The organism is Kitasatospora sp. NPDC058184, from assembly GCF_042883725.1.
In the GTDB taxonomy this organism is placed as follows: Bacteria; Actinomycetota; Actinomycetes; order Streptomycetales; family Streptomycetaceae; genus Kitasatospora.
The window spans coordinates 194,931-218,907 of sequence record NZ_JBHVVE010000004.1 but is presented as its reverse complement, the minus strand read 5'-3'; the positions used below and the strand labels follow the sequence as shown (position 1 = coordinate 218,907).

The window sequence follows — 23,977 nt, the reverse complement described above, 5'->3', positions numbered from 1 at the left end:
GCGCCCGCCGGGCTACCGGCCGGAGCCCTCACCCGGGGCGGCGGCGCCCGCGGTGGTGCGTTCCATCGCGGCCATGAAGCGCCGGTGTTCGGCGAGTGAGGCCGGATCGCCGGTGGCCCGCGGGGCCCGCTGGGCCCACCCCGCCCAGAGGGCGGCGACCAGGACGGCGACAACCGGAATGATCAACCAGGCGAGCACACCCATACCAGCACTCCCAGCTCGTCGTGTCTATGAGCAGATTAACCACTCCGGCGGACAACGCGGCCGGCGCCGTCCGGGTTACGGGACGGCCGATCGGCTCACTTCCAGGGAGTATCCGGAGCGCCGGCACGGACCCGTTGGAGTGAGACCGCGGCGCGCCTGACCCGACGGACGCGCGAGGTGTGCCGTTCGGTTCCGACCGGCTCGGTGCCCCCGCGTCCGGTTCCGTGCCGTCCGGTCCGGTCCGGTCCGGTCCGGTTCCGTCGGGTCCGGGCCGGCCTCAGCAGTCGCCGGCGCCGACCCACTCCTCCGCGCCGTCGGAGAAGACCTGGTGCTTCCAGATCGGCACCTCGTGCTTGAGGTCGTCGATCAGCCGGCGGGCGGCCGCGAAGGCCTCGCCGCGGTGGGCGCAGGAGACGGCGACGATCACGGCCTTGTCGGTGATCTCCAGCCGGCCCACCCGGTGGACCGCGGCCAGCGCCCGGACCGGGAAGTCCGCGGCCACCTTCTCGGCGACCCGGCGCAGCTCCTGCTCGGCGGTGGGGTGGCAGCTGTACTCCAGCGCGGAGACCGACTTGCCGCCGTCGTGGTCCCGGACCGTCCCGACGAAGACGGTGGTGCCGCCGGCCGCGTCGTCGCCGACCGCCTCGTACACCTCGTCCAGCGAGAGCGGGGTGTCGCGGATGGCGAGCAGGCGGATGGGGTCGTGGTTGTCGGACATGACCCCATGATTCCCCATCCGGGACGCTCCGGGGCAAGTGCTTTCCGCACCGCGGTTCCGGAATTTCGCATCGTGAGAAATCGAGGGAGAGCGCCGCCCGCCGGCCGGGCCCCGCCGTCCGGCACCGGCCGATCGGAACCGGCACTCAGGACCGGCCGTTCAGGACCGGCCGCTCAGAACCGCCGCCGCTTGCGGGCCCGGCGCACCAGCGCCGCCGTACCGACCAGCGCCACCGTCGCCCCGGCCGCCCCCAGGCTGGTCGCCGCCTCCTTGCCGCCCAGCCGGCGCCCGGCCACCGCGTGCTTGCCGGACACCTGCTCCAGCAGCTCGGCCAGCACCTGCTCGTTGGTGTGCGCCGGGCGCCAGCCCGCCTCGTGCAGCCGGCTGCCGGACACCACCCACGGGTACATCGTGTACGCCAGGTCCCCGGCCGGGGCCGGGGTCAGGCCCAGCCGGTGCAGCCGCGCGGCCGTACCGAGCGCCAGCGAGGCCGGCAGCTCCATCCGCCGGATCCCGGACAGCCGCTCCACGTCCTCCTGCTCCAGCCAGCCGTCGCAGCCGACCGTCACCTCGCCCTCGACCAGGCCCAGCGCCGCGTACTCCAGCGCCGCCGCCAGGTCGTCCACGTGACAGAACTGCCAGCACGGCCGGGAGCCGGCCACCACCAGCAGCCTGGGCGCCTCGAAGTGCCGGGTCAGCACGGTGTCCACGCCGGGGCCCACCACCACGGCCGGACGCAGCACCGTCACCTGCAGGCCCGGGTGGGCGCGCGGCGCCCGGCGGGCCAGCCGCTCGATCTCCAGCAGGTCCCCGACCAGCGAGGCCTCCTCGGTGGCCCGCAGCTCGGAGTCCTCGGCCAGCGGCACCTCGTTGTCGGCCAGCGCGCCGTAGACCATCGCCGAGGTGCACAGCACCACGCGGTGCACCCCGGCGGCCGCGGCCGCGGTCAGCACCGTCTGGGCGCCGCGCACGTTGTAGGCGCTGCGGGCCCGGGCGTCCGACTCCATGCCGAAGTCCATCGCCAGGTGCACCACCACGTCGACCCCGGCCAGCCGCTCGGCCACCGCCGGGTCGCGCACGTCGAGGACCCGCCACTGCACGCCCGGCACGTCGCCGCGCCGGTCGTCCACCGCGAGGACCTTCCGCACGTGCGGCGAGGCCACCAGCCGGGCGGCGACCCGCTCGCCCAGCACCCCCGCGGCGCCCGTGACCGCCACGGTCAGCGGCCGTCCGCCGTAGGCTGGAGGCGGCGACGCCGTGGTGTCCGACGCGTCCTCTCCTCCGGTCTCTCCTCCGGTCAGCCCAGAGCGAACGTCCGAGGGCGGGGAACTCACCGGCCATCCTCCACGGTTAGCTTTATGTGCGTACGGACGTGTGTCACGTACGTCCATCCTGCCCGAGGCGAAGGCCCGGTGGTGCACCCGGCGCGGGCCTGCCGCGCGGGAGCCGCCCCGAGTCCCCCACTCCGCCGCCGCCCCGGGCGCAGACTTTCCCGCCACACCCGCATGACGGCCGACCGGATCGAGGACCCCGTGAGCGACCTTCCCTTCGGATTCGGCGTTCCGCCAGAGGAGCCCGAGGACGGCAAGGCCAAGCCCGACGACGCGCAGAAGAAGAAGGACCAGGAGCAGTCCGACAGCGGCCCGCAGCCGTTCGGCTTCGGGAGCGGCAACCCCTTCGGCGCGCTCTTCGGCATGCCCGGCGCCCCGGGCGGCCCCGGCGGCGCCGGTGCCGACAACCCCTTCGCCGCGATGTTCGGCGGCATGAACCCGGGCGACCTCGGCGCCGCCTTCCAGCAGCTCGGCCAGATGCTCTCCTTCGAGGGCGGCCCGGTGAACTGGGACCTCGCCACGAACATCGCCCGCCAGACCGTCGTCGCCGAGCCCGCCGAGGGCAAGAGCAAGGACCGCTCGGTCAGCGCGGCCGAGCGCTCCGCCGTCGCCGAGGCCGTCCGCCTGGCCGACCTGTGGCTCGACGGCTCCACCGAGTTCCCCTCCGGCGCCGGCACCGCCGTCGCCTGGAGCCGCGCCGAGTGGATCGAGGCCACCCTCCCGGTCTGGAAGGACCTGGTGGACCCGGTCGCCGAGCGGGTCGGCAACGCCATGGGCGGCGTCCTGCCCGAGGAGATGCAGGCCATGGCCGGCCCGCTGATGGGCGTGATGCGCTCGATGGGCGGCGCCATGTTCGGCACCCAGATCGGCCAGGCGCTCGGCGCGCTCGCCGGCGAGGTGGTCGGCTCCGCCGACATCGGCCTGCCGCTCGCCCCGGCCGGCAAGGCCGCGCTGCTGCCGCAGAACGTCGCCGAGTTCGGCGAGGGCCTGAGCGTGCCCGCCGACGAGGTCCGGCTCTACCTCGCCCTGCGCGAGGCCGCCCACCAGCGGCTCTTCGCCCACGTGCCGTGGCTGCGGGCCCACCTGCTGGGCGCCGTCGAGGCCTACGCGCGCGGCATCAAGGTCGACACCTCCCGGATGGAGGAGCTGGTCGGCCAGCTCGACCCCACCAACCCGGAGGCGCTCCAGGAGGCGCTGGCCGGCGGCCTGCTCCAGCCCGAGGACACCCCCGAGCAGAAGGCCGCGCTCGCCCGCCTGGAGACGGCGCTCGCGCTGGTCGAGGGCTGGGTCGACGCCGTCGTGCACGCCGCCGCCGAGCCGCACCTGCCGCAGTCCGGCGCGCTGCGCGAGACCGTCCGCCGCCGCCGCGCGGCCGGCGGGCCCGCCGAGCAGACCTTCGCCACCCTGGTCGGCCTGGAGCTGCGCCCGCGCCGGCTGCGCGACGCCTCCCGGCTCTGGGCGCTGCTCGCCGACGCCCGCGGCATCGAGGGCCGCGACGCGCTCTGGGAGCACCCGGACATGCTGCCCACCGCCGCCGACCTGGACGACCCGGACGCCTTCGTCCACCGGGGCTCCGCCGACGACCTGGAGGGCGGCATCGACTTCGACGCGCTCGACAAGCTGCTCGGCGAGGCCGCGGCCGGCAAGCCCGACCTCACCAAGAAGGACGAGCAGCCGAAGACCGACGAGGATGGCACCGGCGGGAAGGGCGAGCCCACCGCATGACGGCCACCGAGACGCCCGCCACCGAGACCTCCTCCGGCCTGCACGCGGACGCCGTCCGCGCGCTGAGCGGGTGGCGGCCCGCCGACCAGGACCAGGAGCGGCTGCGACTCGACTACCTGGAGCACCTCGCCGCGCGGCCCGACGGCCTGTACCGCTCCTGCCTGCCCGCGCACATCACCGCGAGCGCGGCGGTCGTCGACCCGGCCGCCGGGCGGGTGCTGCTGACCCTGCACCCCAAGGTCGGCATGTGGCTCCAGATGGGCGGGCACTGCGAGCCCGGCGACCGCGACCTCGCCTCGGCCGCGCTGCGCGAGGCCGTCGAGGAGTCCGGCATCCCCGACCTGGTGCTGCTGGAGAGCGGCGGCACCCCGGTACCGGCCAAGCTGGACCGGCACCTGGTGCGCTGCGCCGGCAAGGACCGGCCGGAGAACACCCACCTGGACGTCCAGTACATCGCGCTGGCCCCGGCCGGCGCCCAGGCGCTGATCAGCGAGGAGTCGCTGGACCTGCGCTGGTTCGACTACGACCGGCTGCCGGAGCTCACCGACCACTCGGTGCGCGACCTGGTGGCCCGGGCACGGCAGCTGACCGGCTGAGGTGCGACACCGGAAGGGGGCGTGGGCCGCATCGGCCCGCGCCCCCTTCCGTCGTTCCTACGGTCGGACCGGCCCGCCCTTGGCTCCCGCGCTGCCCCGGCCCTGACACCACCGCGACTCCCGCTCCGCCGCGGCCTCAGTCGCAGGAGGCCGCCTGATCGGGCCCGGTCGGGCCCGGGGCGGCGTGCCGGGCGCCGGGGATGTGCGGCAGCCGGGCCGCGGAGACCACGCCCTCCAGGTAGCCGCGGGCCCGCTCGGTCCGCGGGTAGGCCTCCAGCAGCGCCCAGAACGCCGGGCCGTGGTCCGGCACCAGCAGGTGCGCCAGCTCGTGCAGCAGCACGTAGTCCAGCACGTACTCCGGCATGCCCTGAAGACGGTGGGAGAGGCGGATCGTCCCCTCGCTGGGGGTGCAGGAGCCCCAGCGGGAATTCTGGTTGGTGACCCAGCGGACCTGACTGGGCCGGGCGCGGTCGTCCAGGTAGGAGGCCGACAGCTCGCGGGCCCGGGCCATCAGGGCCTCGTCCCCGGGGATCCGCCGGGACTCCTGGGCGGCGAGCTTCTCCAGCATCTGCGCGACCCAGCGCTGCTCCTCGGCGTGCGACATCCGGGCCGGGATCAGCACGATGGTGCGGTCGCCCTCGCGGTAGGCGGAGACGGTACGGCTGCGGCGGGCGCTGCGGCGCACCTCGACCCGGCTGCGGTCGTGCGCCTCGGGGGCCGTGGCACCGGCGGGCGGCGGCTGCGACGGGGCCGGCCCCGGCTGCTGCCGCTGGTCCGGGCGCCCGCGCGTGTTCGGCGCCGCGACCTGCGACCCGGACGCTGCGGGGGCACGCCGACGCGACGCCGGTGGATGGGAGTCCCGCTCGGCTGCCATGGCACACGACGTTACCCGGTACCACGGACAGAAGTCCGCTGCCATGGCCGGAATCTTTCATGGAGCGATCGGGAACGAAAAGTCGACGGGGGGTGTCCGGAAAGCGACATCGGGGAGGATGGCCAGTTATCCACAGGGCGTGCGAACGGATGGGGTGATCATAAGCACAGACCTGTGGATAACTCTGCGCACGACATCGGCGTGATGGGGCAAGCTGCGGTCAGCCGTCCGGAAACGATCGGAAGGAAGATCGTCGTGCGCCTCGCCCTCAAGCCCGCGCTGTCCCGCAGCTGGCGGGACTCGGAGACCCTGCAGTTCGGCACCGTCACCCGGTTCGCCGGGGTGCTCGGCAACGCCAACAAGACCCTCTGCGACTTCCTCGCGCTGCTCGACGGGACGCGCGACCGACCGGAGCTCCTGAACGAGGGAGAACGCATCGGGCTCGGCCGCGAACCGGCCGACACCCTGCTCACCGGCCTGGAGGAGACCGGCCTGCTGGACGACGCGGAGGCCGGCCGCCGCGCACTGGCCCGCTTCCCCGCGCAGCAGCGGGACCTGCTCGAACCGGACCTCGCCTCGCTCTCCCTGGTCCACTCCGGGCCGGGCGCCGCACCGGCGGTCCTGGGCCGCCGGGCCGACGCGCGGATCGAGGTGCGCGGCGCGGGCCGGGTCGGCGCCGCCGTGGCGGCGGTGCTCGCGGCGGGCGGCACCGGCACGGTCACGGTCGCGGACACCGGCCGGGTGAAACCCGGCGACTGCTCCCCCGCCGGGCTGCCGCCCGGGGACGTCGGCCGACTGCGCTCGACGGCGGCCCGGGAGGCCGTGCAGCGCGCGGCGGGGCGGCCACCGGCGCCCGTGCCCCGCCGCCGGCCCGGGGACCCACCACCGGACTTCGTGGTCCTCGCGCCCCGGGACGGCAGCGCCGCCTTCGCGGGCGGGACGTACGAGGCCCGGCTGCTGCTGCGGGCCGGGGTGCCGCACCTCTACGTGGGCGTGGTCGAGGAGTTCGGCGTCATCGGGCCACTGGTGATCCCCGGGATGTCGGCCTGCGGGCACTGCCTGGTGCTGCGGCGGGAGGACGAGGACGCCGCCTGGCCGAGGGTCCTGGCCCAGCTGGCCGACGGAGGGCCCGGCCGGGCCCGTACCCCGGCCTGCGACACGGCGCTCGCGACGGCGGTCGCCGGCCTGGCGGCCCTGCACGTCCAGGTGTTCCTGGACGGCGGGCGCCCACCGAGCGTGGACGGCTGGTGCGAGGTCTCGGCCGGGGACGGCATGCCACGGCGCCTGCGACTGCGCGGGCACCCGGACTGCGGCTGCCTCTGGCAGCCGCTGCCCCCGGGGTGAGGAACGGAGGAGGAGAAGAACGAGTCTGACGGGAGCAGGCCCGGCGGCTGCACGGCTCGGCAGCCTCCGGCCTCCCCACGGGACCACGGGCACCCACCCGGCCATACGAGCCGATGGCCGGGGTGGGCCCGCCGTCCCGACGAACCCCCGGCCGGGGCCGACAAGCCCCACGGGCGGGTGCGAGGCCTCCCATGGCCTGTGCCCTGCCTCGGGCAAGGCACAGGCCATGGCACGGCACGGGCACGGGCACGGGCACGGGCACAGACCGGGCACGGGCACGGACCGGCAGAGAGGACGGGGCGCCACCGCTCGGGGTACGAGGTCGGTGGGTTGTGGGTGCGGTGGGCGGTGGGCGGTGGGTGGTGGGCGGTGGGTGGGGTGGGGGGAGGGGGGAGGGGGGAGGGGCCCCGGGGAAGAGGGAAGCGAGCAGCATCACAACACCGCGCAGGAAGTCGGCCGAGCCGACTTCCTGCGCAGCAACCACCTGCCCCACCCCCCGCCCTCCCCGGACCAAGCCGCCCAACTCCCCGCAAAGGGAGGCCACTCTCCGCCCCGCCCCACGGAATTCCGAGGGGCACGCAGCAGGGAGCGGGCACAATGGCGTAGAGATGGTCGGCCGTCCGGAACCGGGGGGCCAGGGAATGGAGGCCCGGGGTGAGCGATCTTCCGCGCAAGGCAGTGACCCGCACGGCACGGCTCGCCGCCCTGCCGCTGGGGATAGCCGGTCGCGCCACGCTCGGCCTGGGCAAGCGGATCGGCGGCCGCTCCGCCGAGGTGGTCACCGCCGAGCTCCAACAGGCCACCGCGGACCAGCTGTTCAAGGTCCTCGGCGAACTAAAGGGCGGGGCGATGAAGTTCGGGCAGGTGCTGTCCGTCTTCGAGGCCGCGCTGCCCGAGGAGGTCGCCGGGCCGTACCGGGCGGCGCTCACCAAGCTCCAGGACGCCGCTCCCCCGATGCCCGCCGCCAAGGTGCACACCGCGCTCGCCCAGCGGCTCGGTGACGACTGGCGCGGGCTGTTCCGGGAGTTCGACGACCGGCCCGCGGCCGCCGCCTCGATCGGACAGGTGCACAAGGCGGTCTGGCACGACGGCCGCACGGTCGCCGTCAAGGTGCAGTACCCGGGTGCGGGGGACGCGCTGCTCGCGGACCTCTCGCAGCTGAGCCGGGTGGCCTGGCTGCTGGGCCCGCTGATTCCCGGGCTGGACATCAAGCCGCTGATCACCGAGCTGCGCGAGCGCGTCTCGGAGGAGCTGGACTACGAGCTGGAGGCGCAGGCCCAGCGCCGCCACGCCGAGGAGTTCACGGACGACCCGGACATCGTGGTGCCGGGCGTGGTGGCCCAGGCCGACCAGGTGCTGGTCACCGAGTGGATGGGCGGCACCCCGCTGGCCGAGGTGATCGCGGACGGCACTCAGGAGGAGCGCGACCGCGCCGGGCAGCTGCTGGCCCGGTTCCTGTTCGCCGGCCCGTCCCGGACCGGCCTGCTGCACGCGGACCCGCACCCGGGCAACTTCCGGCTGCTGAAGGACGACGGCCCGGTGTCGGGCTGGCGGCTGGGCGTGCTGGACTTCGGCACGGTGGACCGGCTGCCCGGCGGGCTGCCGGCCCCGATCGGGGCCTCGCTGCGGATGGCGCTGGCCGGGGACGCGGCGGGCGTGCTCCGGATGCTGCGCGAGGAGGGCTTCGTGAAGCCCTCGGTCCGGCTGGACCCGGACGCGGTGCTGGACTACCTGCTGCCGATCATCGAGCCGGCCGCGGTGGAGAACTTCCACTTCACCCGGACCTGGATGCGGGCCCAGGCGGCCCGGATCGCCGACCCGCGCTCGCCCGCCTACAACCTGGGCAAGCAGCTGAACCTGCCGCCCGCGTACCTGCTGATCCACCGGGTGACGCTGAGCACCATCGGGGTGCTCTGCCAGCTGGGCGCCAAGGCGCCGTTCCGCGCGGAGATGCTGGAGTGGCTGCCCGATTTCGCCGGGCGGCCGTCGGCAGAGCACGCGGAACCCGCCAACCCCGCCACCCCCACGAAGCCCGTGAAGCCCGCCAGGACCGCCGAACCCGCCCGGGTCCGCAAGGACTGACCCCCACACCGCGACAACGGCCGCAGGCCGCTCCCCCGACGACGGGGAGCGGCCTGCGGCACGACGGGGGTGGTTCAAGGTCCGCCGGCGAACCGGCGGCCGGCCGTGGACCGGAGCCGGCGGGGGCCTGTCGAGGACGGGCCCTCCGGGCCGGCGGGACCCTGCATCCGCTGTATCAGCGCTACATCAGCGCGACGGCGAGCGCCTTGCGGGCGCGCATCGAGGCCCGCTCGGCCCGCTGCCTGAGCTTGCGGGCCCGGGCGACCCGGCTGACGAGCCGTTGGTTCTCGGCCTCGTGCAGCCTGTCTTGCATATGGGCACGGGCCAGGGATTCGTGGAGGAGTTGCATCTCGAGGATCCTGTTCTGGGTCTGACGTTCGGTGGCCTGCTCGGCGCGGGCGGTGGGATCGACGGCGGCGGGGTTCATGTCGTGGTCCTGCTCGTGGTGCTTGCTCGGGGACGTGATGCGGGCTGCGGCGTCGGCCTTGGCGGCGGCGATCCGCACGGATCGGCGGAGGGCGCTGTCCAGCGGGGGCTGCTCTCCCCGGCGGACGACCCTGGCCTCGTGGGCGGGGTTCATGCCATGACCTCGGTCTTGCGCGGACGGCCACGGGGACGCTTGCGCGCCACCACGACGCCCTGGACGAACAGCTCGCCACCCCAGACGCCCCACGGCTCGCGCCGCTCCAGGGCGCCGGCCAGGCAGGCCTCCTTCACCGGGCAGGTGCCGCAGAGCGACTTCGCGTACTCGACGTCGGCCGGCGTCTCCGCGAAGAAGACCTCGGGGTCGAAGGCGCGGCAGGGGATGGGGAGACCGAGGGACTCGGCCTGCTCGATCGAGCTGAGCTGCATGGAAGGAACCTCCGGGGGGTCGGCCTGGTCGGCCTTGGTGATCTGGCTTGTCGGCGGTACGGACGGGGTGGGCGGTGTGATGACCGTGGACACTGTGGGCGTCTTCCTCGTCTTTTCTCAGTGGTTCCGGCCCAGGTGACTGGTGGTGCTGGGCCGGAGGCCCCGGAGGGCCTGGGTGGTCTTGCGTACCGGACAAAACAGAAGGGCCGCGGATCCCGGTGTGACGGGTTCCGCGGCCCTGGAGGTGCCGACCTGAGGCTGGCTCAGGTTCGTTCTCTCCAGGGTTCAGGGCCGCGGAAGGCCTGCATCCGGATGGCCTCGGCGCCCGTGAAGGCGGCCATGGCCTGGTTAATCTGCTGCTCGTTCTGCTTCTGGGCGTTTCCGGCACCGACGACCTGCGCATAGCCGCCATGCATGGCGGCGGCTACTGCTGCCTTCGGTGCCTGGGTCGGTCGCTCGTCGCGCAGGGAGCACGACGTACCGAACGACGCCCAGTCACGGGACAGACCGGTCTCGACAAAGGTGCCTTCGAAGCTCCTGCCGCCCGTGAGGCACAGATCAGTGTGTCCAAGACCACTGACAACGGGAGCGGAGACACCGGTGGTGTCGAGACCCAGACCGGTTCCACCGAGCTCGGCGAGCGCCCGCAGACGGGCGGCACGCAGGGAGGCAGCGACAACGGTCTGGCCAGTCATTTTGGTGATCATGATGTTTCCCACTGTCTTCGCCTCCTCTCGGCGTCTCGCGGAGCCTGGTCTCCCTGGCTCCGAATGTTCGGATGTCTGTCTCGGTAAAGCTCTCGGGCGAGGGGCATCGGCACAGGTTTCACCCCGTGCGACCGCGTCCCCTTGACCGCTCCGGCAGGCTATTGCGCTCCCGGTACGCGGCGCAAACTATTTTTCACGCGAGTTCTTCGGCACGTCACACGACGGGTTCCGAAACCCTCGGAGCGGCCCCTGGGACCGCGCTCGGACCTGCTCAGGCCTGATCGGCCGGACCGCCGTCCTCGACGTCGTCCGGATCCTCCTCGGGCTCCTCCCCCGCACACAACGAGAGCACGGCGGCCCCGTACTTGTCCAGCTTCATCGCGCCGACCCCGGAGATGGCCGCCAGCTCACCGCGGCCGGCGGGCACGTCCTCGGCGATCGCCATCAGCGTGGCGTCGGTGAACACCACGTAGGCCGGCGCGCCCTGCTTCTTCGCCTGCCGGGCCCGCCACTCGCGCAGCCGCTCGTACAGCCCCTCGTCCATCGTGGACGGGCAGCTCTCGCAGCGGCGCAGCTTGCGCTCGACGGCCTCGGTGAGCACCTTGTCGCAGACCCGGCACTTGACCGGTCCGCGGGCCCGCCGCCCGGCGGAGCGCTCGCCGGGCTCGACGCCCCCCCGCCCGCCGCGCGCGCCGGTGCGCGCGCCCGGGGCGGCGGAGCCGGGGCGCAGCCCGTCCAGGAAGCGGGTCGGCTTGCGGCTGGCCCGGCCGCCCGGGGAGCGGGAGAGCGCCCAGGAGAGGCTGAGGTGCTTGCGGGCCCGGGTGACGCCGACGTAGAGGAGGCGGCGTTCCTCCTCGACCTGCTCGTCGGTCTTGGCGTAGATGATCGGCAGGGTGCCCTCGGTGAGGCCGACCAGGAAGACGGCGTCCCATTCGAGGCCCTTGGCGGCGTGCAGCGAGGCGAGCGTGACGCCCTCGACGGCCGGGGCGTGCTGGGCCGCGGCCCGGGCGTCCAGCTCGGCGACGTAGGCGGCGAGGTCGGTGGTCTGGCCGGCCGCGGTGCGGGTGCGCTCGAACTCCTCGGCCAGCCGGACCAGGGCGGCCAGCGACTCCCAGCGGTCCCGGACGGCGCCGGAGCCGGCCGGGGGCTCGGCGGTGAAGCCGCGGGTGGCCAGGACCGCGCGGACCTGGCCGGCCAGGTCGGGGGCGTCGTCGGTGAGCGGGTCGGAGGCGGCCCGGGCGGCGCCGCGCAGCAGCACGCCGGCGTCCCGGACCTCGGGGCGCTCGAAGAACCGTTCCGCGCCCTTGAGCTGGTAGGGCACGCCGAGGTCGGCGAGGGCCTGCTCGTAGACCTCGGACTGGCCGTTGGTGCGGAACAGCACGGCGATCTCGCTGGCGCGCACCCCGGCGGCGAGCAGGTCCTTGATCCGGCGGCCGGTGGTCTCGGCCTCGGTGGGCTCGTCCTCGTACTCGGTGTAGACCGGCTCGGGGCCGGCCTCGCGCTGGGAGACGAGCTCCAGGCGGTGCCGGGCGGCCTCGCCGCGCGCCTGGGCGAGCAGTCCGTTGGCGAGGTGGACGACCTGGGGGGTGGAGCGGTAGTCGCGGACCAGCTTGACCACCGTCGCCTCGGGGTGCCGGGTGCGGAAGTTGAGCAGGTAGTCGGGGGTGGCGCCGGTGAAGGAGTAGATGGTCTGGCTGGCGTCGCCGACGACGCAGAGGCTGGCGCCGCCGTCGGGGCCGGTCCACCGGTCGAGCAGGCGCTGCTGGAGCGGGGAGACGTCCTGGTACTCGTCGACGGTGAAGTGCCGGTACTGGGAGCGGACCTGGTCGGCGATGTCCGGGCGGTCCTCCAGGATGGCGGCGGTGAGCAGCAGGACGTCCTCGAAGTCCATGCTGCCGCGGCGGCTCTTGGCCTCCTCGTAGACCCGGTAGACCTGGGCGGTCTCGGCCGGGTCGCGGGGGGCCTCGCGGCCGGACTTGGCGACGGCCGCGGGGTAGTCCTCGGGGGCGATCTGGGTGACCTTGGCCCATTCGATCTCGGCGGTGAGGTCGCGCAGTTCGGTGCGCTGGACGCGCAGGCCGCAGCGGCCGGCGGCCTCGGCGACGAGCTGGACCTTGCGTTCCAGGAGCTGGGGGACGGGGCCGCCGACGGCGCGCGGCCAGAAGTACTGGAGCTGGCGCAGCGCGGCGGCGTGGAAGGTGCGGGCCTGGACGCCGTCGGCGCCGAGCTGGCGCAGCCGGCCGCGCATCTCGCCGGCGGCGCGGGCGGTGAAGGTGACGGCGAGGACCTGCTGGGGGTGGTAGACGCCGCTGCGCACGCCGTAGGCGATCCGGTGGGTGATGGCGCGGGTCTTGCCGGTGCCGGCGCCGGCCAGGACGCAGACGGGACCGTGCAGGGCGGTGGCGACGGCGCGCTGCTCGGGGTCGAGCCCGGCGAGCACCGCGTCCGGGCCCGTGTCGGCACCGGGGTCGGCCCAGGGGGAGCCGTGGGGGCCGTCGTAGGGGCTGCCGCTCAAGAGGTCTTCCTGCATGCGTTCCATCCTCTCAGCCCGGGGGGACATCGCGGACGGGGTTGTCCACAGGCCCGGTGCGATCGCAGGATGATCACTCCGCGCGACGGTCGACGGCGCTCCGGAATGTCCGCCGCCCGGTGGACGTTCCTGCCGGAGACCGTACGCCCCCCTCTTTCGAAGGAGCCCCCTCGATGTCCGGCACCGTGACGATGTACAGCACGACCTGGTGTGGGTACTGCAACCGACTCAAGAGCCAGCTGGACCGTGAAGGCATCGGCTACACCGAGATCAACATCGAGGAGGACCCGGCGTCGGCGTCCTTCGTCGAGTCGGTGAACAACGGGAACCAGACCGTCCCGACGGTGCTGGTGACGCCGGTGGGCGGCGGCGAGCGGGTCGTGATGACCAACCCGAGCCTGCTGCAGGTCAAGAAGGCCCTGGCGTCCTGACCCCACCGGGTCCACACCCGCCGGGCGCGAACCCGCCGGGCCCGGGCCCGACCGGCCCCGACCCGGGCCCCGCGGGCCCGGGCCGCCGGGGCCGGCGCGCGCCTCACGGCGCGTCGGCCCGGGCCGGGTCGACGGGCGCGGCGGGCGCGGGCAGGGTGGTGCGGGCGCCGAGGTCGCCGACGCCGTAGACGAGCCGGCTGCGGTCGGCCGAGTAGCGGGTCTCGATGACCCGCACCGGCCCGCGCCGGTCGTAGGTGACGCGGGTCTGCACCATCAGCGGCACGCCGGGGCCGCCCTGGAACCACTGGGCCTCCTCGGGGCCGGGCATCCGCGCGACCAGGTGGTCCACCGCGCCGATCTCGGTGCGTCCGAGGGTGGCGAGCACCGCCTCGTCGCCGCCCTCGACGGGGTCGGGCTCCATCAGCGGGGTGCCGGCGGCGAGGCCGGCCCGGTAGTGGCTCTCCTCGATGGAGTACGGCTCGCGGTCGAGCAGCCGCAGCTGGCGGCGGACCACGATGGCCTCGCCGGGGCGCAGCCCGAGCCGTTCGGCGATGTCCACCCGGGCCCGGACGATCATCATCTCGAAGTCGGTGCCGAGTTCCCGCCCGGCTTCGGCGGCCTCGCCGAGGTAGACGTCGGAGGGCGCGGCGAGGCAGTCGCGCGGCGCGGGGGTCAGGCCGGGGCCGTAGGCGCGGTGGTCCAGGACGGGGTGTTCGCGCAGGTACGTGCCCTTGCCCTGGAGGCGGACCAGGCGGCCCTCGTTGACCAGGACGTCGACGGCGAGCCGGACGGTGTTGCGGGCGACGCCGTACTGGCGCTCCAGTTCGCTCTCGACCGGCAGGGCGGCGTCGGCGGTGAACTCGCCCTCGGCGATCCGGCGGCGCAGGTCGGCGGCGAGGCGCTGGTATTTGGGGGATTGGGCGGTGCCCCGGGGGATTGTCACCCTCGTGAATGTAGCGAGCGCGGTGAGCCGGTATCAGCCGTTTCCGGCAATATCGTCCGAGCGGGTTGAATGCGCCCCCGCGCCGACCCCTCCCGGTAGCAGAACTGGCCCGTCCGGATACGAACAGCTGGTCGTGGCGAATTCGGGAAGGGGTTGGAGAGAAAAAGGGGGGCGCATGGAATTGACCACGCGCCCCCCTTTCGTCCTGGATTACCAGCGCGCCGCCGAGGGCAGCGGCTCCCCGTACCAGAGCTCGACCAGGTGCCGGGCGATCGAGATGCCGGACGGCGGCAGGATCTCGCCCGCCTCCATCCCGGCGCGCAGCTCCTCGCGGGAGAACCAGCGCGCCTCGGCCAGCTCCTCGCCGTCCACGGTGATCTCGGTGCCGCCGGGCAGCGCCCGGCCCAGGAAGCCGAGCATCAGGCTGGACGGGAACGGCCAGGGCTGGCTGGCCACGTAGCGCACCTCGCCGACCTTGACGCCCGCCTCCTCGTGCACCTCGCGGGCCACCGCCTGCTCGATCGACTCCCCCGGCTCGACGAAGCCGGCCAGCGTCGACCAGCGGCCCTCCGGCCACAGCGCCTGGCGGCCGAGCAGGCAGCGGTCCTGCTCGTCGGTGATCACCATGATCACCGCCGGGTCGGTGCGCGGGTAGTGCTCGGCCGCGCAGGAGGTGCAGCGCCGCACGTGCCCGGCGCCGGCCTTCTCGGTCGGGTGCCCGCAGCGCGAGCAGAAGCTGTGCAGCCGGTGCCAGTGCTCCAGCGCCACGGCGTGCACCAGCAGCCCGGCGTCCCGGTCGGACAGCAGCCCGCCGACCTCGCGCAGCCCGGCCGGCCGGGCGTCGCCGTCCAGCCGCCCGGGCAGGCTCTCGCCGGCCAGCGCGAAGTACGAGACGCCGTCCTGGTCGGTGCCGAGGAAGTACCGGTCGCCGGTCTGCGGGGCCTCGAAGGAGGGCATCAGCACGAGTTCGGTGCCCTGCGCGGTGTCGACCACGAACGCCTCACCGCCGGCGATCGGCAGCACCCGGGTGTTCGGGTGGCTCCAGGCGGCCGCCAGCCAGGGCTCGTCGAGGCGGTGCTCGGCCGCCCGGTCCACCCCGGACCGGGCCAGGGCCAGGGGCAACGGGCGCTCGGTCTCAGGCACGGTGCTCACGTCTGTTCCATCCCCACGTGGTGAATCATCCGGATGAGTGATCTGGCTGCCATGGTGCGTGCGGTGGGCGTCATGCCCCCGGCCGGAAGTTCTCGGCCAGGTCGCCCCAGAGGTACGCGGCCGTCTCCACGCCCTTGGCCAGCAGGTCCAGCTCGACCTTCTCGTTGACCGAGTGCCAGCCGTCCGAGGGCACCGAGATGCCGAGGAACAGCACCGGCGCGCCCAGCGCGTCCTGGAGGTCGGCGGCCGGGCCGGAGCCGCCCTCGCGGGTGAAGAGGATCTTCTGCTCGAAGGCCCGCCCCATCGCCCGGACGGTGGACTGGAGCGCCGGGTGGTCCAGCGGGGTCAGGCAGGGCCGGGTCGCGCCGGGGAAGACCAGCTCGTACCGGACGCCCTCGGGCACCCGCCCGGCCACCCAGTCCCGCACCGCCTCGCGGACCTGCTCCACCTCCTGCCCGGCGACCAGCCGGAAGGACAGCTTGAGGTGCGCCGAGGCGGGGACGATGGTCTTGCCGCCGGGGCCGGTGTAGCCGCCCCAGATGCCGTTGACCTCGGCGGTCGGGCGGGCCCAGATCCGCTCCAGGGTGGAGTAGCCGGCCTCGCCGCGGGTGCCGTACGACTTGGCGACCCGCAGCCACTGCTCCTCGTCGAAGGGCAGCTCGGCGAACAGCTCGCGCTCGGTCTCGGTCAGCTCGACGACGCCGTCGTAGAAGCCCGGGATCGCGACCCTGCGGTCGGCGTCGTGCAGGGCGGCGGCCAGCTCGGCCGCGACCTGGGCCGGATTGGGGACGGCGCCGCCGAAGGAGCCGGAGTGGATGTCGGTGTCCGGCCCGTACAGGTCGATCTGGGCGTCGGCCAGGCCGCGCATGCCGGTGCAGACGGTCGGCGTGGTCGCGGACCACATGCCGGTGTCCGAGATGACGACCACGTCGGCGGCCAGCCGCCCGGCCTCGCGCCGGACCAGGTCGGCGAAGTTCGGCGAGCCGGACTCCTCCTCGCCCTCGATCAGCAGCTTGAGGTTGACGGCCGGCGCGGTGCGGCCGGTGGCGGCCAGGTGGGCGCGCACCCCCAGGGTGTGGAAGAACACCTGGCCCTTGTCGTCGGCGGCGCCGCGCGCGTACAGCCGGCCGTCGACCACGGTCGGGGTGAACGGCTCGGTGTCCCAGCCGTCCTCCCGGGCCGCGGGCTGCACGTCGTGGTGCCCGTAGACCAGGACGGTCGGCGCGGACGGGTCCCCGGAGGGCCACTCGGCGAACACCGCCGGCAGTCCGTCGGTCTCCCACACCTCGGCGACCGGGAAGCCGGTCTCCCCCAGCTTGGCGGCCAGCCACTCGGCCGAGCGCCGCACCTCGCCGGCCCGGGCCGGGTCGGCGGAGACGGAGGGGATGGCCAGCCACTCGGAGAGGTCGGCGAGGAACGCGGCCTGGTGCTGGTCGATGTAGGAGCGGACGACGCTGTCCGGGGTTCTCGTCATACCGACGACTGTAGTTCGCCCGTGCGGGTGCCCGCCCCGGCCGTCCGGCTGCCGGGCGTTCCCGGCTCTGTAACATGCGTCACCCCCGTCGCGACAGGGGTGCGCGACGGGGGTGACGGACGGGTGCGCCGGGCTCAGCCCGAGCGGCGCAGCAGGGTGATCCGCGAGCGGGTCATCACGGCGGCCAGGCCGGCCGCGAGCAGCGGCAGCAGCACCACGGTGGCGGCGATGGTGGGCCACGGGAAGACCACGATCGCCTTGTTGGCCAGCTCGGCGGCGCTCATCCCGGGGTAGCCGCCCGTCGCGGCCTCGACCTTGCGCAGCGCCACCCCCGGCACCACGCCGCAGACCGCGCCGAGCAGGGCGCCCATGGCGGCGATCACCCCGCACTGGAAGCCGGACAGCGAGCGCCGGATGCGGGGTTCGGCGCCGACCGCCGCGAGGGTGGTCAGGTCGCGCTGGGAGTCGGCGGCGGCCAGTCCGGTGGCGATGCCGGCCGCGCCGAGGGCGACGATCGCGGCGAAGACGTTCAGGCCGAGCTGGACCAGTCCGGCCCGGGACTCGTAGCCGCGTTCGATCTTGAGCATCGTGTGGTCGGTGAGCTTGGCCATCGCGCCGTCGGCCTTCTGCTGGGCGCCGTCGGAGGGCATCGCGGCGGGCAGCCAGACCGAGCCGGCCGGAGCGGTGGCGAAGCCGAGCCGGGCCGCGGTGGCCGGGCTGACCACGGCCTGGCCCGGGGCCGGCACCGAGGAGTCGACGAGGACGGCGTCCACGGCGATCTCGGTGGTGACCGGCTTCTCCCGGGAGTTGCCGCTCGAATCGGGGTGGACCGGCAGGGTGTACTGGAGGGCGAGCTTGCCGTCCTTGAGGTACCGGGGGTCGAAGACCACGGCCTTGCCGGCCGCGAGGGCCTGGCCGGCCCCCTGGTCGGTGACGCCGTAGAGGTTGCGCAGCAGGGTGGCGTCGCCGGCGACCAGCGCGGTGTACGGGGTGCTGCGGCGGTTGTCCGACTTGCAGCGCGGGTCCGTCCCCATGATCCGGTAGTGCTCCGCGGGGTCGAGCTCGTTGGTCGGGTCGAGGGCGGGGCAGCGGTCCGCCTTGGGCACCTCGACCCTGATGTAGCCGCAGAAGCTGCCGTCGGGGCAGTTGCCCTTGGGCTCGACGCGCTGGACGTCGGCGCGCTGGCCGAGGTCGGGGATGCTGCGTTCGACGGCCTCGCGCGCCTGCGGCAGCAGCTTGCTGTCGGCGTCGGTCATCCAGCCGCTGCCGAGCATCACGGCCTTGGAGGGCCCGGAGGCGACGTAGTCGCGCCGGTTCTGCTCCTCGTAGCTGGCCATGTAGACGCTGACCGCGACGGAGCCGGCGACGGCGGCCATCACGGCGGCCACGGCGGGCGCGGTGCGGCCGCGGTGGCGCACCGAGTCGCGCAGGGCGAGCCGGGGGCCGAGCGAGAGCCAGCGGCCGAGCCGGCCGAAGAGCCCGACCAGGTAGGGCGTCAGGACGACCATGCCGAGCTCCGCGACGACCGAGCCGCCGAGGACGGCGACGCTGCGGTTGCCGATGCCGCTGGTCGCGCCGAACAGGGCGAGGGCGGCGCCGCCGCCGAGCATCAGCAGGCCGAGGACGGCGAGCTTGCGGCTCGGCGGCTTGAGCGTGTCGCGGCCGGTCAGCGCGGCGACGACGTCCTGGCGGGAGGCCTGGACGGCGGGCACGACGGCGGCCAGCAGGCCGGTGACGAGGCCGACCAGGAGGATGCCGAGCAGGTCGAGCGGCTGCAGGTTGAAGTGGCCGAAGCGCTTGCCGGAGTAGTCCTCGGCGCTGGTGCGCAGCAGGGCGACCAGGCCGACGCCCAGGCCGAGGCCGACCAGGGCGCCGGTGACGCCGAGGACGATGCCGCCGCCGAGCACGACCGAGCGGACGTTGGCGCGTTCACCGCCGGCCGCGGCCAGCAGCCCGAGCTGCCGCCGCGAGCGCCGTGCGCCGACGGCGAAGGCGGGGCCCGCGAGGAGGACGATCTCCAGCAGGGCCATGCCGACGACGGTGGCGAGGATGACGACGTCGGTCCGGTTGAGGTAGGAGGTCTCCTCGCCGCCGCGCGACTTCTGCTCGACGTAGTAGGGGACCTCGGCGCGGGCCGGCGGGTCGAGCAGGACGGCGCGGGAGGTCACGGTGAAGCCGTACTCGTTGACCTCCTTGACCTTGTTCCAGTCGAGCGCGGCCCCGGCCGGGAGCTTGACGAGCCAGCGGGAGGTCTCGGTGCCGGCCTCGCGGGCGTTGTCCGTCCTGGTGGCCTTGGCGAGCCGCTCCAGCAGGGTGCCGGGGCGGGCGGTCAGTTCGGTGGCCCGCAGCTCACCGGGGTACTCGTAGACACCGCTGATGGTGAAGGGGGCGGACTCCAGGCCGCGGACGGCGGTCTTGTCGCCGACCTTGAGGCCGGAGCGCTTGAGGAAGTCCGTGGTGACGGCGGCCTCGGTGTCGGCGGCCGGGGCGCGGCCCTGGACCAGGTTCACCCGGCCCTGCCAGACCGGGTCGGTCAGGTCGGCCTCGCCGACCCGGGTGCTGAGCAGGCCCTGGGCGCTGCTCGCGGCGGTGTACGGGCCCGAGAGCTCCGGCACCAGGACGGCGCCGGCCGGGAGCAGCTGGCGGGCCAGCTCGGCGGGGGCGGTGTCCAGGGAGCGCCGCTGGACGGGGGTGTACGCGGGGGCTTCGCCCTCCTTGGCGTCGTCCTTGGGGTCCTTGACGGTGAAGCCCTTGTCGGGGTCCGGCGCCTGCTTGACGGTGGAGCCTGCCTCGACCACGCTCAGCTCGCCGGCGGCCTGGCCGATGAGCCGCGCCACCTGTTCGGTGGGCGTGAGCTCGGCGCTGCGGAAGACGACGTCGGCGCCGGTGACGCCGAGGACGGGCAGGGCGACCATGGCGATGACGAGGGCGCTGCGGCCCTTGGCGCGCAGGGCGTCGCGGCGGGCTATGCGCAGGGCGACCCGCCAGGCGCTGAGCTTCACTCGTCCACCTTCAGGCTGTTGCCGGCGGCGGTGACGAGCAGGCTGGCGGCGTCCTGGCTGACGGACTCGTCGACCATCCGGCCGTCGCGCAGGAAGACGACCCGGTCGGCCCAGGCGGCGTGCCGGGCCTCGTGGGTGACCATCATGGCGGCGGCGCCGGCGTCGCAGCGGGCGCGCAGGACGGCGAGCACGGCTTCGCCGGTGGTGGAGTCGAGGGCGCCGGTGGGCTCGTCGGCGAGGACGAGGCGGCGGTCGCCGATCAGGGCGCGGGCGATGGCGACGCGCTGCTGCTGGCCGCCGGACATGTCGTCGGGGAACCGGTCGGCGAGCTCGGGGATGCCGAGCTCCTCCAGGGCGACGAGGGCCTCGCGGCGGGCGGCGCGGGTGGACAGCCCGTCGAGTTCGCGCGGCAGCGAGATGTTCTCGGCGGCGGTGAGCGCCGGGATCAGGTTGTAGTCCTGGAAGACGTAGCCGACGGAGCGGCGGCGGACCTGGGCGAGCTTCTTGCGGTTGAGGCCGCCGAGGGCGACGCCCTCGACCAGGACCTGGCCGCCGCTCGGGGTGTCCAGGCCGCCGGCCAGGGTGAGCAGGGTCGACTTGCCGGACCCGGAGGGGCCCATGACGGCGACGAACTCGCCGGGGTGGACCTTGAGGTCGACGCCGCGCAGGGCCTGGACCTCGGCGGCGCCGTGGCCGTGGACCCGGGTGACGTTCTCCAGGTGGAGCACCGGCGTCTGCCGGGCCTCTTGGGTGTGGGACACGAATTCCCCCCTTGTGCTGGGTGTGGGCTCGGAGTCGGGCCGAGCCTGGTGGTTCGGGTGGCGCGCGGACTCACGCGCGCGGACTCAGGCGGTGGGCTCGAGCGATGCGCTCGGGCGGTGGGCTCAAGCGATGCGCTCGGGCGGTGGACTCGGGCGATGCGCTCGGGCGGTGGGCTCAGGCCCGCAGGCGGCGGCCGCGTTTCGCGGGCGCGCCGTCGTCGCGGGCGGCCTCGGCGGTGCGGGCCTGCAGGAGTTCGGCCTGCTGGGCGAGCCGGGTCTCGCAGTGGTCGAGCCAGCGGATCTCCGCTTCGGTCTGGAAGATCAGCTGGTCGAGGACGAGCAGCCAGGCGAGGTCGTTGCTGGCGGAGGGCACCACGCCGGGGCGCTTCTCGCCGGCGAGGGCGCGGCCCTTGAGCCGGGTGTAGTCCTGGAGCGCCTTGATGCTGTGCCGGCGCTGGCCCTGGACGACGGCGGAGACGTCCACTCCGGGGACGGTGACCGCCATGGCGAGCTTGATCGCCAGTTCGTCGCGCGGGGGGTTGGTCCGGGGCACCGGGGTGTCGAACCAGGACCGCAGCTCCTCCCGGCCGGCGTCGGTGGCGGCGTAGAACTGGTGGCCCTCGCCGTCCTCCCCCGCTGGCTCGACCAGCCCGTCGCGCTCCAGTCGCGACAGCGTGGTGTAGACCTGCCCGACGTTGAGCGGCCAGGTGGCGCCGGTGCGCGCCTCGAACTCGGTGCGCAGCTGGTAGCCGTAGCGCGGGCCCTGGTCGAGCAGGGCGAGCAGACCGTGACGGATGGACATACCGAGTATGTATACCCGGTATGCCCTACCGCCTCAAGCCGGGCCCCCCTCCCCCGGGGACCGGGTACCGTCGTGCGGTGTGAGCCAGTTGCGCATCGCCACCTTCAATCTGTTGCACGGACAGCCGCTCGCCCCGGACGGCGCGCCGCGGCCCTACCCGTCCGACCCCGGCGGGCCGTTGGCCGAGGCGGTGGCCGCGCTGGACGCCGACGTGCTGGCGCTCCAGGAGGTGGACCGCCACCAGGCGCGCTCCGGCCTCACCGACCAGGCGGCGGTGGCCGCCGCGGCGATGGGCGCCAAGGACTGGCGCTTCGCCGCCGCGCTGCACGGCCGCCCGGCGCCGGTGGCGGGCTGGGTGCCGGAGCCGTCCGGTCCGGTCGGCCTGCGGGTGTACGGGCCGGACGAGGTCGGCGACGGCGCCGCGCCCTCGTACGGGACGGCGCTGCTGACGAGGCTTCCGGTCCGGCACTGGCGGGCCCGCCGGTTCGCCCCGGCCCCGTTCGGGCTGCCGCTGCGGGTGGCCGGGCGGCGCGGGCTGACCCCGGTGCCGGACGAGCCGCGGGCGGCGCTGGCGGCCGTCCTGGAGGGCGAGCACGGACCGTTCACCGTGGTGGCGGCGCACCTGTCCTTCGTCCCCGGCTGGAACATGGCGCAGCTGGCCGGCATCCGGCGCTGGATCGCCGACCTGCCCCGGCCGTACCTGGTGCTGGGCGACTTCAACCTGGTCGGCGCCGTGCCGCGGACGGTGCTCGGCGGGGCGACGGCGCTGGAGCGCACCGCGCCGCGGGCGCGGGTGCGCGAGCTGCGGGCGGCCCGGCGGGCCCGGCCCGCGCTGACCGAGCCGCGCCGGCGCCGGGTGCGCGAGCCGCGGCCGCGCCTGCAGGGCTGGTACGACCTGGCGCGCACGCCGACCTACCCCTCGCACCGGCCCGCGGTGCAGTTCGACCACGTGCTGGCGATCGGCGTGCCGCGGACGGCGGTCGGCCCGGCGGCGGCGCCGCGCGCGGTGGTGTCGGACCACCGCCCGCTGCTGGTCGAGGTGTCCCTGTAGGGCCTCTGGGTCCTCAGTGGCGCGCCAGGACCCCGGCCTGCTGCGGGAGGTGGACGGTGGCCGCGCCCCGGGGTGCTCCGGGCCCGAGCGCGGGCGGCGGGTCGAACTGGAGCAGCAGCATGGCCGCGTCGTCGCCGAGCTGGCGCCCGACGTGGCGCACCACGTCCTCGTGCAGGCGCTGCAGGACGTCGGCCGGGCGGCCGGCGGCGCAGCGCGGGAGGCGTTCGGCGAGCGGGTAGAAGACGCCGGCGCGGTCGCGGGCCTCGATCACCCCGTCGGTGAACAGCAGGACCCGGTCCTCGCCCTGGAGCAGCAGCCGGTGCACCGGCGGGCGGACGTCGGCCGGGTCGAGGACGCCCAGCGGCGGTACGGTCTCGGCGAGTTCGAGCGGGCTGACCTCGCCGCCGCGCAGCAGCAGCGGGGCCGGGTGGCCGCAGTTGACGATCTCCGCGGCGCCGTCGGGGCGGACGCCGATCAGCACCAGGGTGACGAACTCCTCCTCCACGCCCGGGTGGTCGTTCTCGTGCAGGGCGCGGTCGAGGCTGACGGCCAGCCAGCCGGCCACCCGGTCCAGGGCGGCCTCCTGGTGGGCCGCCTCGCGGAAGGCGCCGAGCACGGCGGCGGCCGTCTCCACCGCGCCGAGGCCCTTGCCGCGGACGTCCCCGACCACGGCCCGCACCCCGTGCCGGGTGTTGACCACCTCGTAGAGGTCGCCGCCGATCCGGGCGTGCGCGGCGGCGGCCTCGTAGTGGACGGCCGCCCGGACGGTGCCGACCCGTTCGGGGACGGGCCGCAGCAGCACCCGGCGGGCGATCGAGGCGACCAGCTGGGCGTCGGCCAACGCCTGTTCCTGGCGCAGTCTCAGGGTGGCGCTGACCCAGCCGATCGCGGCGACGAGCAGGATCGCGAAGACGCTGGCGGCGTGCACGGATTCGCCGAGCGTGTCGCTGCGGAAGGCCATCAGGAAGGCCGCCGCCTCGGTGCCCAGACCGATGGCGAGCGGGTACCAGGTTCGGCGGCTGACCACGGCGGCCAGCGCGGGTACGGCGGTGAGGGCCGGTTCGACCGTCACCTCGGTGCCGCTGAGGTAGTCGAGGGCGACGATCAGCACCATGCCGATGAACGGCAGCGCCAGCGCCGTCCTCGGCCAGGTGCCGGTCGCGCGCGGAGCGGGCCCCGGTGTCGGCCCGGTGAACCGCTCTCTGATCCATCCGGTCGCGCTCAACTTCGGTCTCTCCAGCAGAAGACGCCGATGCCCGAGGGCACCTGCGGTGATGACTGAGGGTCAGGGAATACGGGCCTCGCTGGCGGCCGGAGCACGGGGGTTGACCGGTTACCGACCCCACAATAGGCGCGAAACGTGCATGACGCACAGGTTTCGGGCACTGGCGTGATGAC

Annotated in this window: 21 protein-coding genes; 6 read left to right on the top strand and 15 right to left on the bottom strand. The window is 74.6% G+C overall.

What is annotated here, in order from left to right; all coding sequences use genetic code 11:
* Positions 1-12 precede the first annotated feature (12 nt).
* The 3 genes from ACFVXH_RS09595 to ACFVXH_RS09585 form a co-directional block, all read right to left on the bottom strand.
* Complete coding sequence (locus ACFVXH_RS09595; protein ID WP_234348548.1) at positions 13-186, bottom strand: hypothetical protein; 174 nt, start codon at positions 184-186, stop codon at positions 13-15.
* A 295-nt stretch (positions 187-481) separates the two neighbouring features.
* Complete coding sequence (locus ACFVXH_RS09590; protein ID WP_241852763.1) at positions 482-922, bottom strand: molybdenum cofactor biosynthesis protein MoaE; 441 nt, start codon at positions 920-922, stop codon at positions 482-484.
* Between the two features lie 173 nt (positions 923-1,095).
* Entirely contained in the window at positions 1,096-2,256 is a 1,161-nt protein-coding gene (locus tag ACFVXH_RS09585) for an NAD-dependent epimerase/dehydratase family protein (protein ID WP_107086545.1), read from the bottom strand.
* A 198-nt stretch (positions 2,257-2,454) separates the two neighbouring features.
* Between ACFVXH_RS09585 and ACFVXH_RS09580 the strand changes: the two genes are divergently transcribed.
* Positions 2,455-3,978 carry a zinc-dependent metalloprotease gene (locus ACFVXH_RS09580; RefSeq protein WP_387821887.1) on the top strand — a complete coding sequence of 508 codons (1,524 nt, stop codon included), beginning with the start codon at positions 2,455-2,457 and terminating at the stop codon, positions 3,976-3,978.
* Positions 3,975-4,574, top strand: coding sequence for an NUDIX hydrolase (locus ACFVXH_RS09575; RefSeq protein ID WP_049660410.1), 600 nt, complete (start codon positions 3,975-3,977; stop codon positions 4,572-4,574). The genes ACFVXH_RS09580 and ACFVXH_RS09575 overlap by 4 nt, the downstream gene beginning before the upstream one ends.
* Before the next feature lie 136 nt (positions 4,575-4,710).
* On the opposite strand, the gene ACFVXH_RS09570 is transcribed toward ACFVXH_RS09575, so the two are convergent.
* Positions 4,711-5,448: a M48 family metallopeptidase gene (locus tag ACFVXH_RS09570; RefSeq protein WP_259316727.1), complete on the bottom strand. Its 738-nt coding sequence runs from the start codon at positions 5,446-5,448 to the stop codon at positions 4,711-4,713.
* Positions 5,449-5,703: 255 nt separating this feature from the next.
* On the opposite strand from ACFVXH_RS09570, the gene ACFVXH_RS09565 reads away from it, so the two are divergent.
* Both ACFVXH_RS09565 and ACFVXH_RS09560 read left to right on the top strand, forming a co-directional pair.
* On the top strand, positions 5,704-6,792 hold the full coding sequence (locus tag ACFVXH_RS09565) for a ThiF family adenylyltransferase (RefSeq protein WP_387821882.1): 1,089 nt from the start codon (positions 5,704-5,706) through the stop codon (positions 6,790-6,792).
* Positions 6,793-7,446: 654 nt separating this feature from the next.
* Positions 7,447-8,874 carry an ABC1 kinase family protein gene (locus tag ACFVXH_RS09560; protein WP_387821879.1) on the top strand — a complete coding sequence of 476 codons (1,428 nt, stop codon included), beginning with the start codon at positions 7,447-7,449 and terminating at the stop codon, positions 8,872-8,874.
* 181 nt (positions 8,875-9,055) lie between these two features.
* Here ACFVXH_RS09560 and ACFVXH_RS09555 read toward each other — a convergent pair whose 3' ends face one another.
* The 4 genes from ACFVXH_RS09555 to ACFVXH_RS09540 form a co-directional block, all read right to left on the bottom strand.
* Positions 9,056-9,454 carry a hypothetical protein gene (locus ACFVXH_RS09555; protein WP_063780373.1) on the bottom strand — a complete coding sequence of 133 codons (399 nt, stop codon included), beginning with the start codon at positions 9,452-9,454 and terminating at the stop codon, positions 9,056-9,058.
* Positions 9,451-9,819, bottom strand: a complete 369-nt coding sequence (locus ACFVXH_RS09550; RefSeq protein ID WP_369808359.1) for a WhiB family transcriptional regulator — start codon at positions 9,817-9,819, stop codon at positions 9,451-9,453. The genes ACFVXH_RS09555 and ACFVXH_RS09550 overlap by 4 nt, the downstream gene beginning before the upstream one ends.
* Before the next feature lie 170 nt (positions 9,820-9,989).
* Positions 9,990-10,433, bottom strand: a complete 444-nt coding sequence (locus ACFVXH_RS09545) for a hypothetical protein (RefSeq protein WP_375874122.1) — start codon at positions 10,431-10,433, stop codon at positions 9,990-9,992.
* Positions 10,434-10,704: 271 nt separating this feature from the next.
* Positions 10,705-12,873: an ATP-dependent DNA helicase UvrD2 gene (locus ACFVXH_RS09540; protein ID WP_259316914.1), complete on the bottom strand. Its 2,169-nt coding sequence runs from the start codon at positions 12,871-12,873 to the stop codon at positions 10,705-10,707.
* 263 nt (positions 12,874-13,136) lie between these two features.
* On the opposite strand from ACFVXH_RS09540, the gene ACFVXH_RS09535 reads away from it, so the two are divergent.
* Positions 13,137-13,394 (top strand): mycoredoxin, encoded by a 258-nt coding sequence (locus tag ACFVXH_RS09535; RefSeq protein WP_049660517.1) that lies wholly within the window; start codon positions 13,137-13,139, stop codon positions 13,392-13,394.
* 103 nt (positions 13,395-13,497) lie between these two features.
* Here the strand turns inward: ACFVXH_RS09535 and ACFVXH_RS09530 are convergent, their stop codons facing one another.
* The 6 genes from ACFVXH_RS09530 to ACFVXH_RS09505 form a co-directional block, all read right to left on the bottom strand.
* The gene (locus ACFVXH_RS09530; RefSeq protein ID WP_074001394.1) at positions 13,498-14,337 is read right to left on the bottom strand and encodes a GntR family transcriptional regulator; all 840 of its coding nucleotides are present in this window, start codon (positions 14,335-14,337) and stop codon (positions 13,498-13,500) included.
* 210 nt (positions 14,338-14,547) lie between these two features.
* Positions 14,548-15,489, bottom strand: a complete 942-nt coding sequence (gene nudC / locus ACFVXH_RS09525; protein ID WP_049656848.1) for an NAD(+) diphosphatase — start codon at positions 15,487-15,489, stop codon at positions 14,548-14,550.
* A gap of 70 nt (positions 15,490-15,559) precedes the next feature.
* The gene (locus tag ACFVXH_RS09520) at positions 15,560-16,963 is read right to left on the bottom strand and encodes a dipeptidase (RefSeq protein WP_049656851.1); all 1,404 of its coding nucleotides are present in this window, start codon (positions 16,961-16,963) and stop codon (positions 15,560-15,562) included.
* A gap of 134 nt (positions 16,964-17,097) precedes the next feature.
* Positions 17,098-19,965, bottom strand: coding sequence for an FtsX-like permease family protein (locus ACFVXH_RS09515; RefSeq protein ID WP_387821871.1), 2,868 nt, complete (start codon positions 19,963-19,965; stop codon positions 17,098-17,100).
* Complete coding sequence (locus tag ACFVXH_RS09510; protein ID WP_387821868.1) at positions 19,962-20,726, bottom strand: ABC transporter ATP-binding protein; 765 nt, start codon at positions 20,724-20,726, stop codon at positions 19,962-19,964. The genes ACFVXH_RS09515 and ACFVXH_RS09510 overlap by 4 nt, the downstream gene beginning before the upstream one ends.
* 175 nt (positions 20,727-20,901) lie before the next feature.
* On the bottom strand, positions 20,902-21,528 hold the full coding sequence (locus ACFVXH_RS09505) for a PadR family transcriptional regulator (RefSeq protein ID WP_049656855.1): 627 nt from the start codon (positions 21,526-21,528) through the stop codon (positions 20,902-20,904).
* A 79-nt stretch (positions 21,529-21,607) separates the two neighbouring features.
* Here ACFVXH_RS09505 and ACFVXH_RS09500 point away from each other — a divergent pair, with 79 nt between their 5' ends.
* Positions 21,608-22,579 carry an endonuclease/exonuclease/phosphatase family protein gene (locus ACFVXH_RS09500; RefSeq protein ID WP_387821865.1) on the top strand — a complete coding sequence of 324 codons (972 nt, stop codon included), beginning with the start codon at positions 21,608-21,610 and terminating at the stop codon, positions 22,577-22,579.
* A gap of 13 nt (positions 22,580-22,592) precedes the next feature.
* Here ACFVXH_RS09500 and ACFVXH_RS09495 read toward each other — a convergent pair whose 3' ends face one another.
* Positions 22,593-23,804, bottom strand: coding sequence for a PP2C family protein-serine/threonine phosphatase (locus ACFVXH_RS09495; RefSeq protein WP_143204490.1), 1,212 nt, complete (start codon positions 23,802-23,804; stop codon positions 22,593-22,595).
* Positions 23,805-23,977 lie beyond the last annotated feature (173 nt).

Excerpts from the sequence above, each read along its gene's own strand:
- ACFVXH_RS09575 (WP_049660410.1), top strand. The coding sequence starts at position 3,975 with ATGACGGCCACCGAGACGCCCGCCACCGAGACCTCCTCCGGCCTGCAC.
- ACFVXH_RS09590 (WP_241852763.1), bottom strand. The coding sequence starts at position 922 with ATGTCCGACAACCACGACCCCATCCGCCTGCTCGCCATCCGCGACACC.
- ACFVXH_RS09555 (WP_063780373.1), bottom strand. The coding sequence starts at position 9,454 with ATGAACCCCGCCCACGAGGCCAGGGTCGTCCGCCGGGGAGAGCAGCCC.
- ACFVXH_RS09520 (WP_049656851.1), bottom strand. The coding sequence starts at position 16,963 with ATGACGAGAACCCCGGACAGCGTCGTCCGCTCCTACATCGACCAGCAC.
- ACFVXH_RS09545 (WP_375874122.1), bottom strand. The coding sequence starts at position 10,433 with ATGATCACCAAAATGACTGGCCAGACCGTTGTCGCTGCCTCCCTGCGT.
- ACFVXH_RS09535 (WP_049660517.1), top strand. The coding sequence starts at position 13,137 with ATGTCCGGCACCGTGACGATGTACAGCACGACCTGGTGTGGGTACTGC.
- ACFVXH_RS09570 (WP_259316727.1), bottom strand. The coding sequence starts at position 5,448 with ATGGCAGCCGAGCGGGACTCCCATCCACCGGCGTCGCGTCGGCGTGCC.
- ACFVXH_RS09505 (WP_049656855.1), bottom strand. The coding sequence starts at position 21,528 with ATGTCCATCCGTCACGGTCTGCTCGCCCTGCTCGACCAGGGCCCGCGC.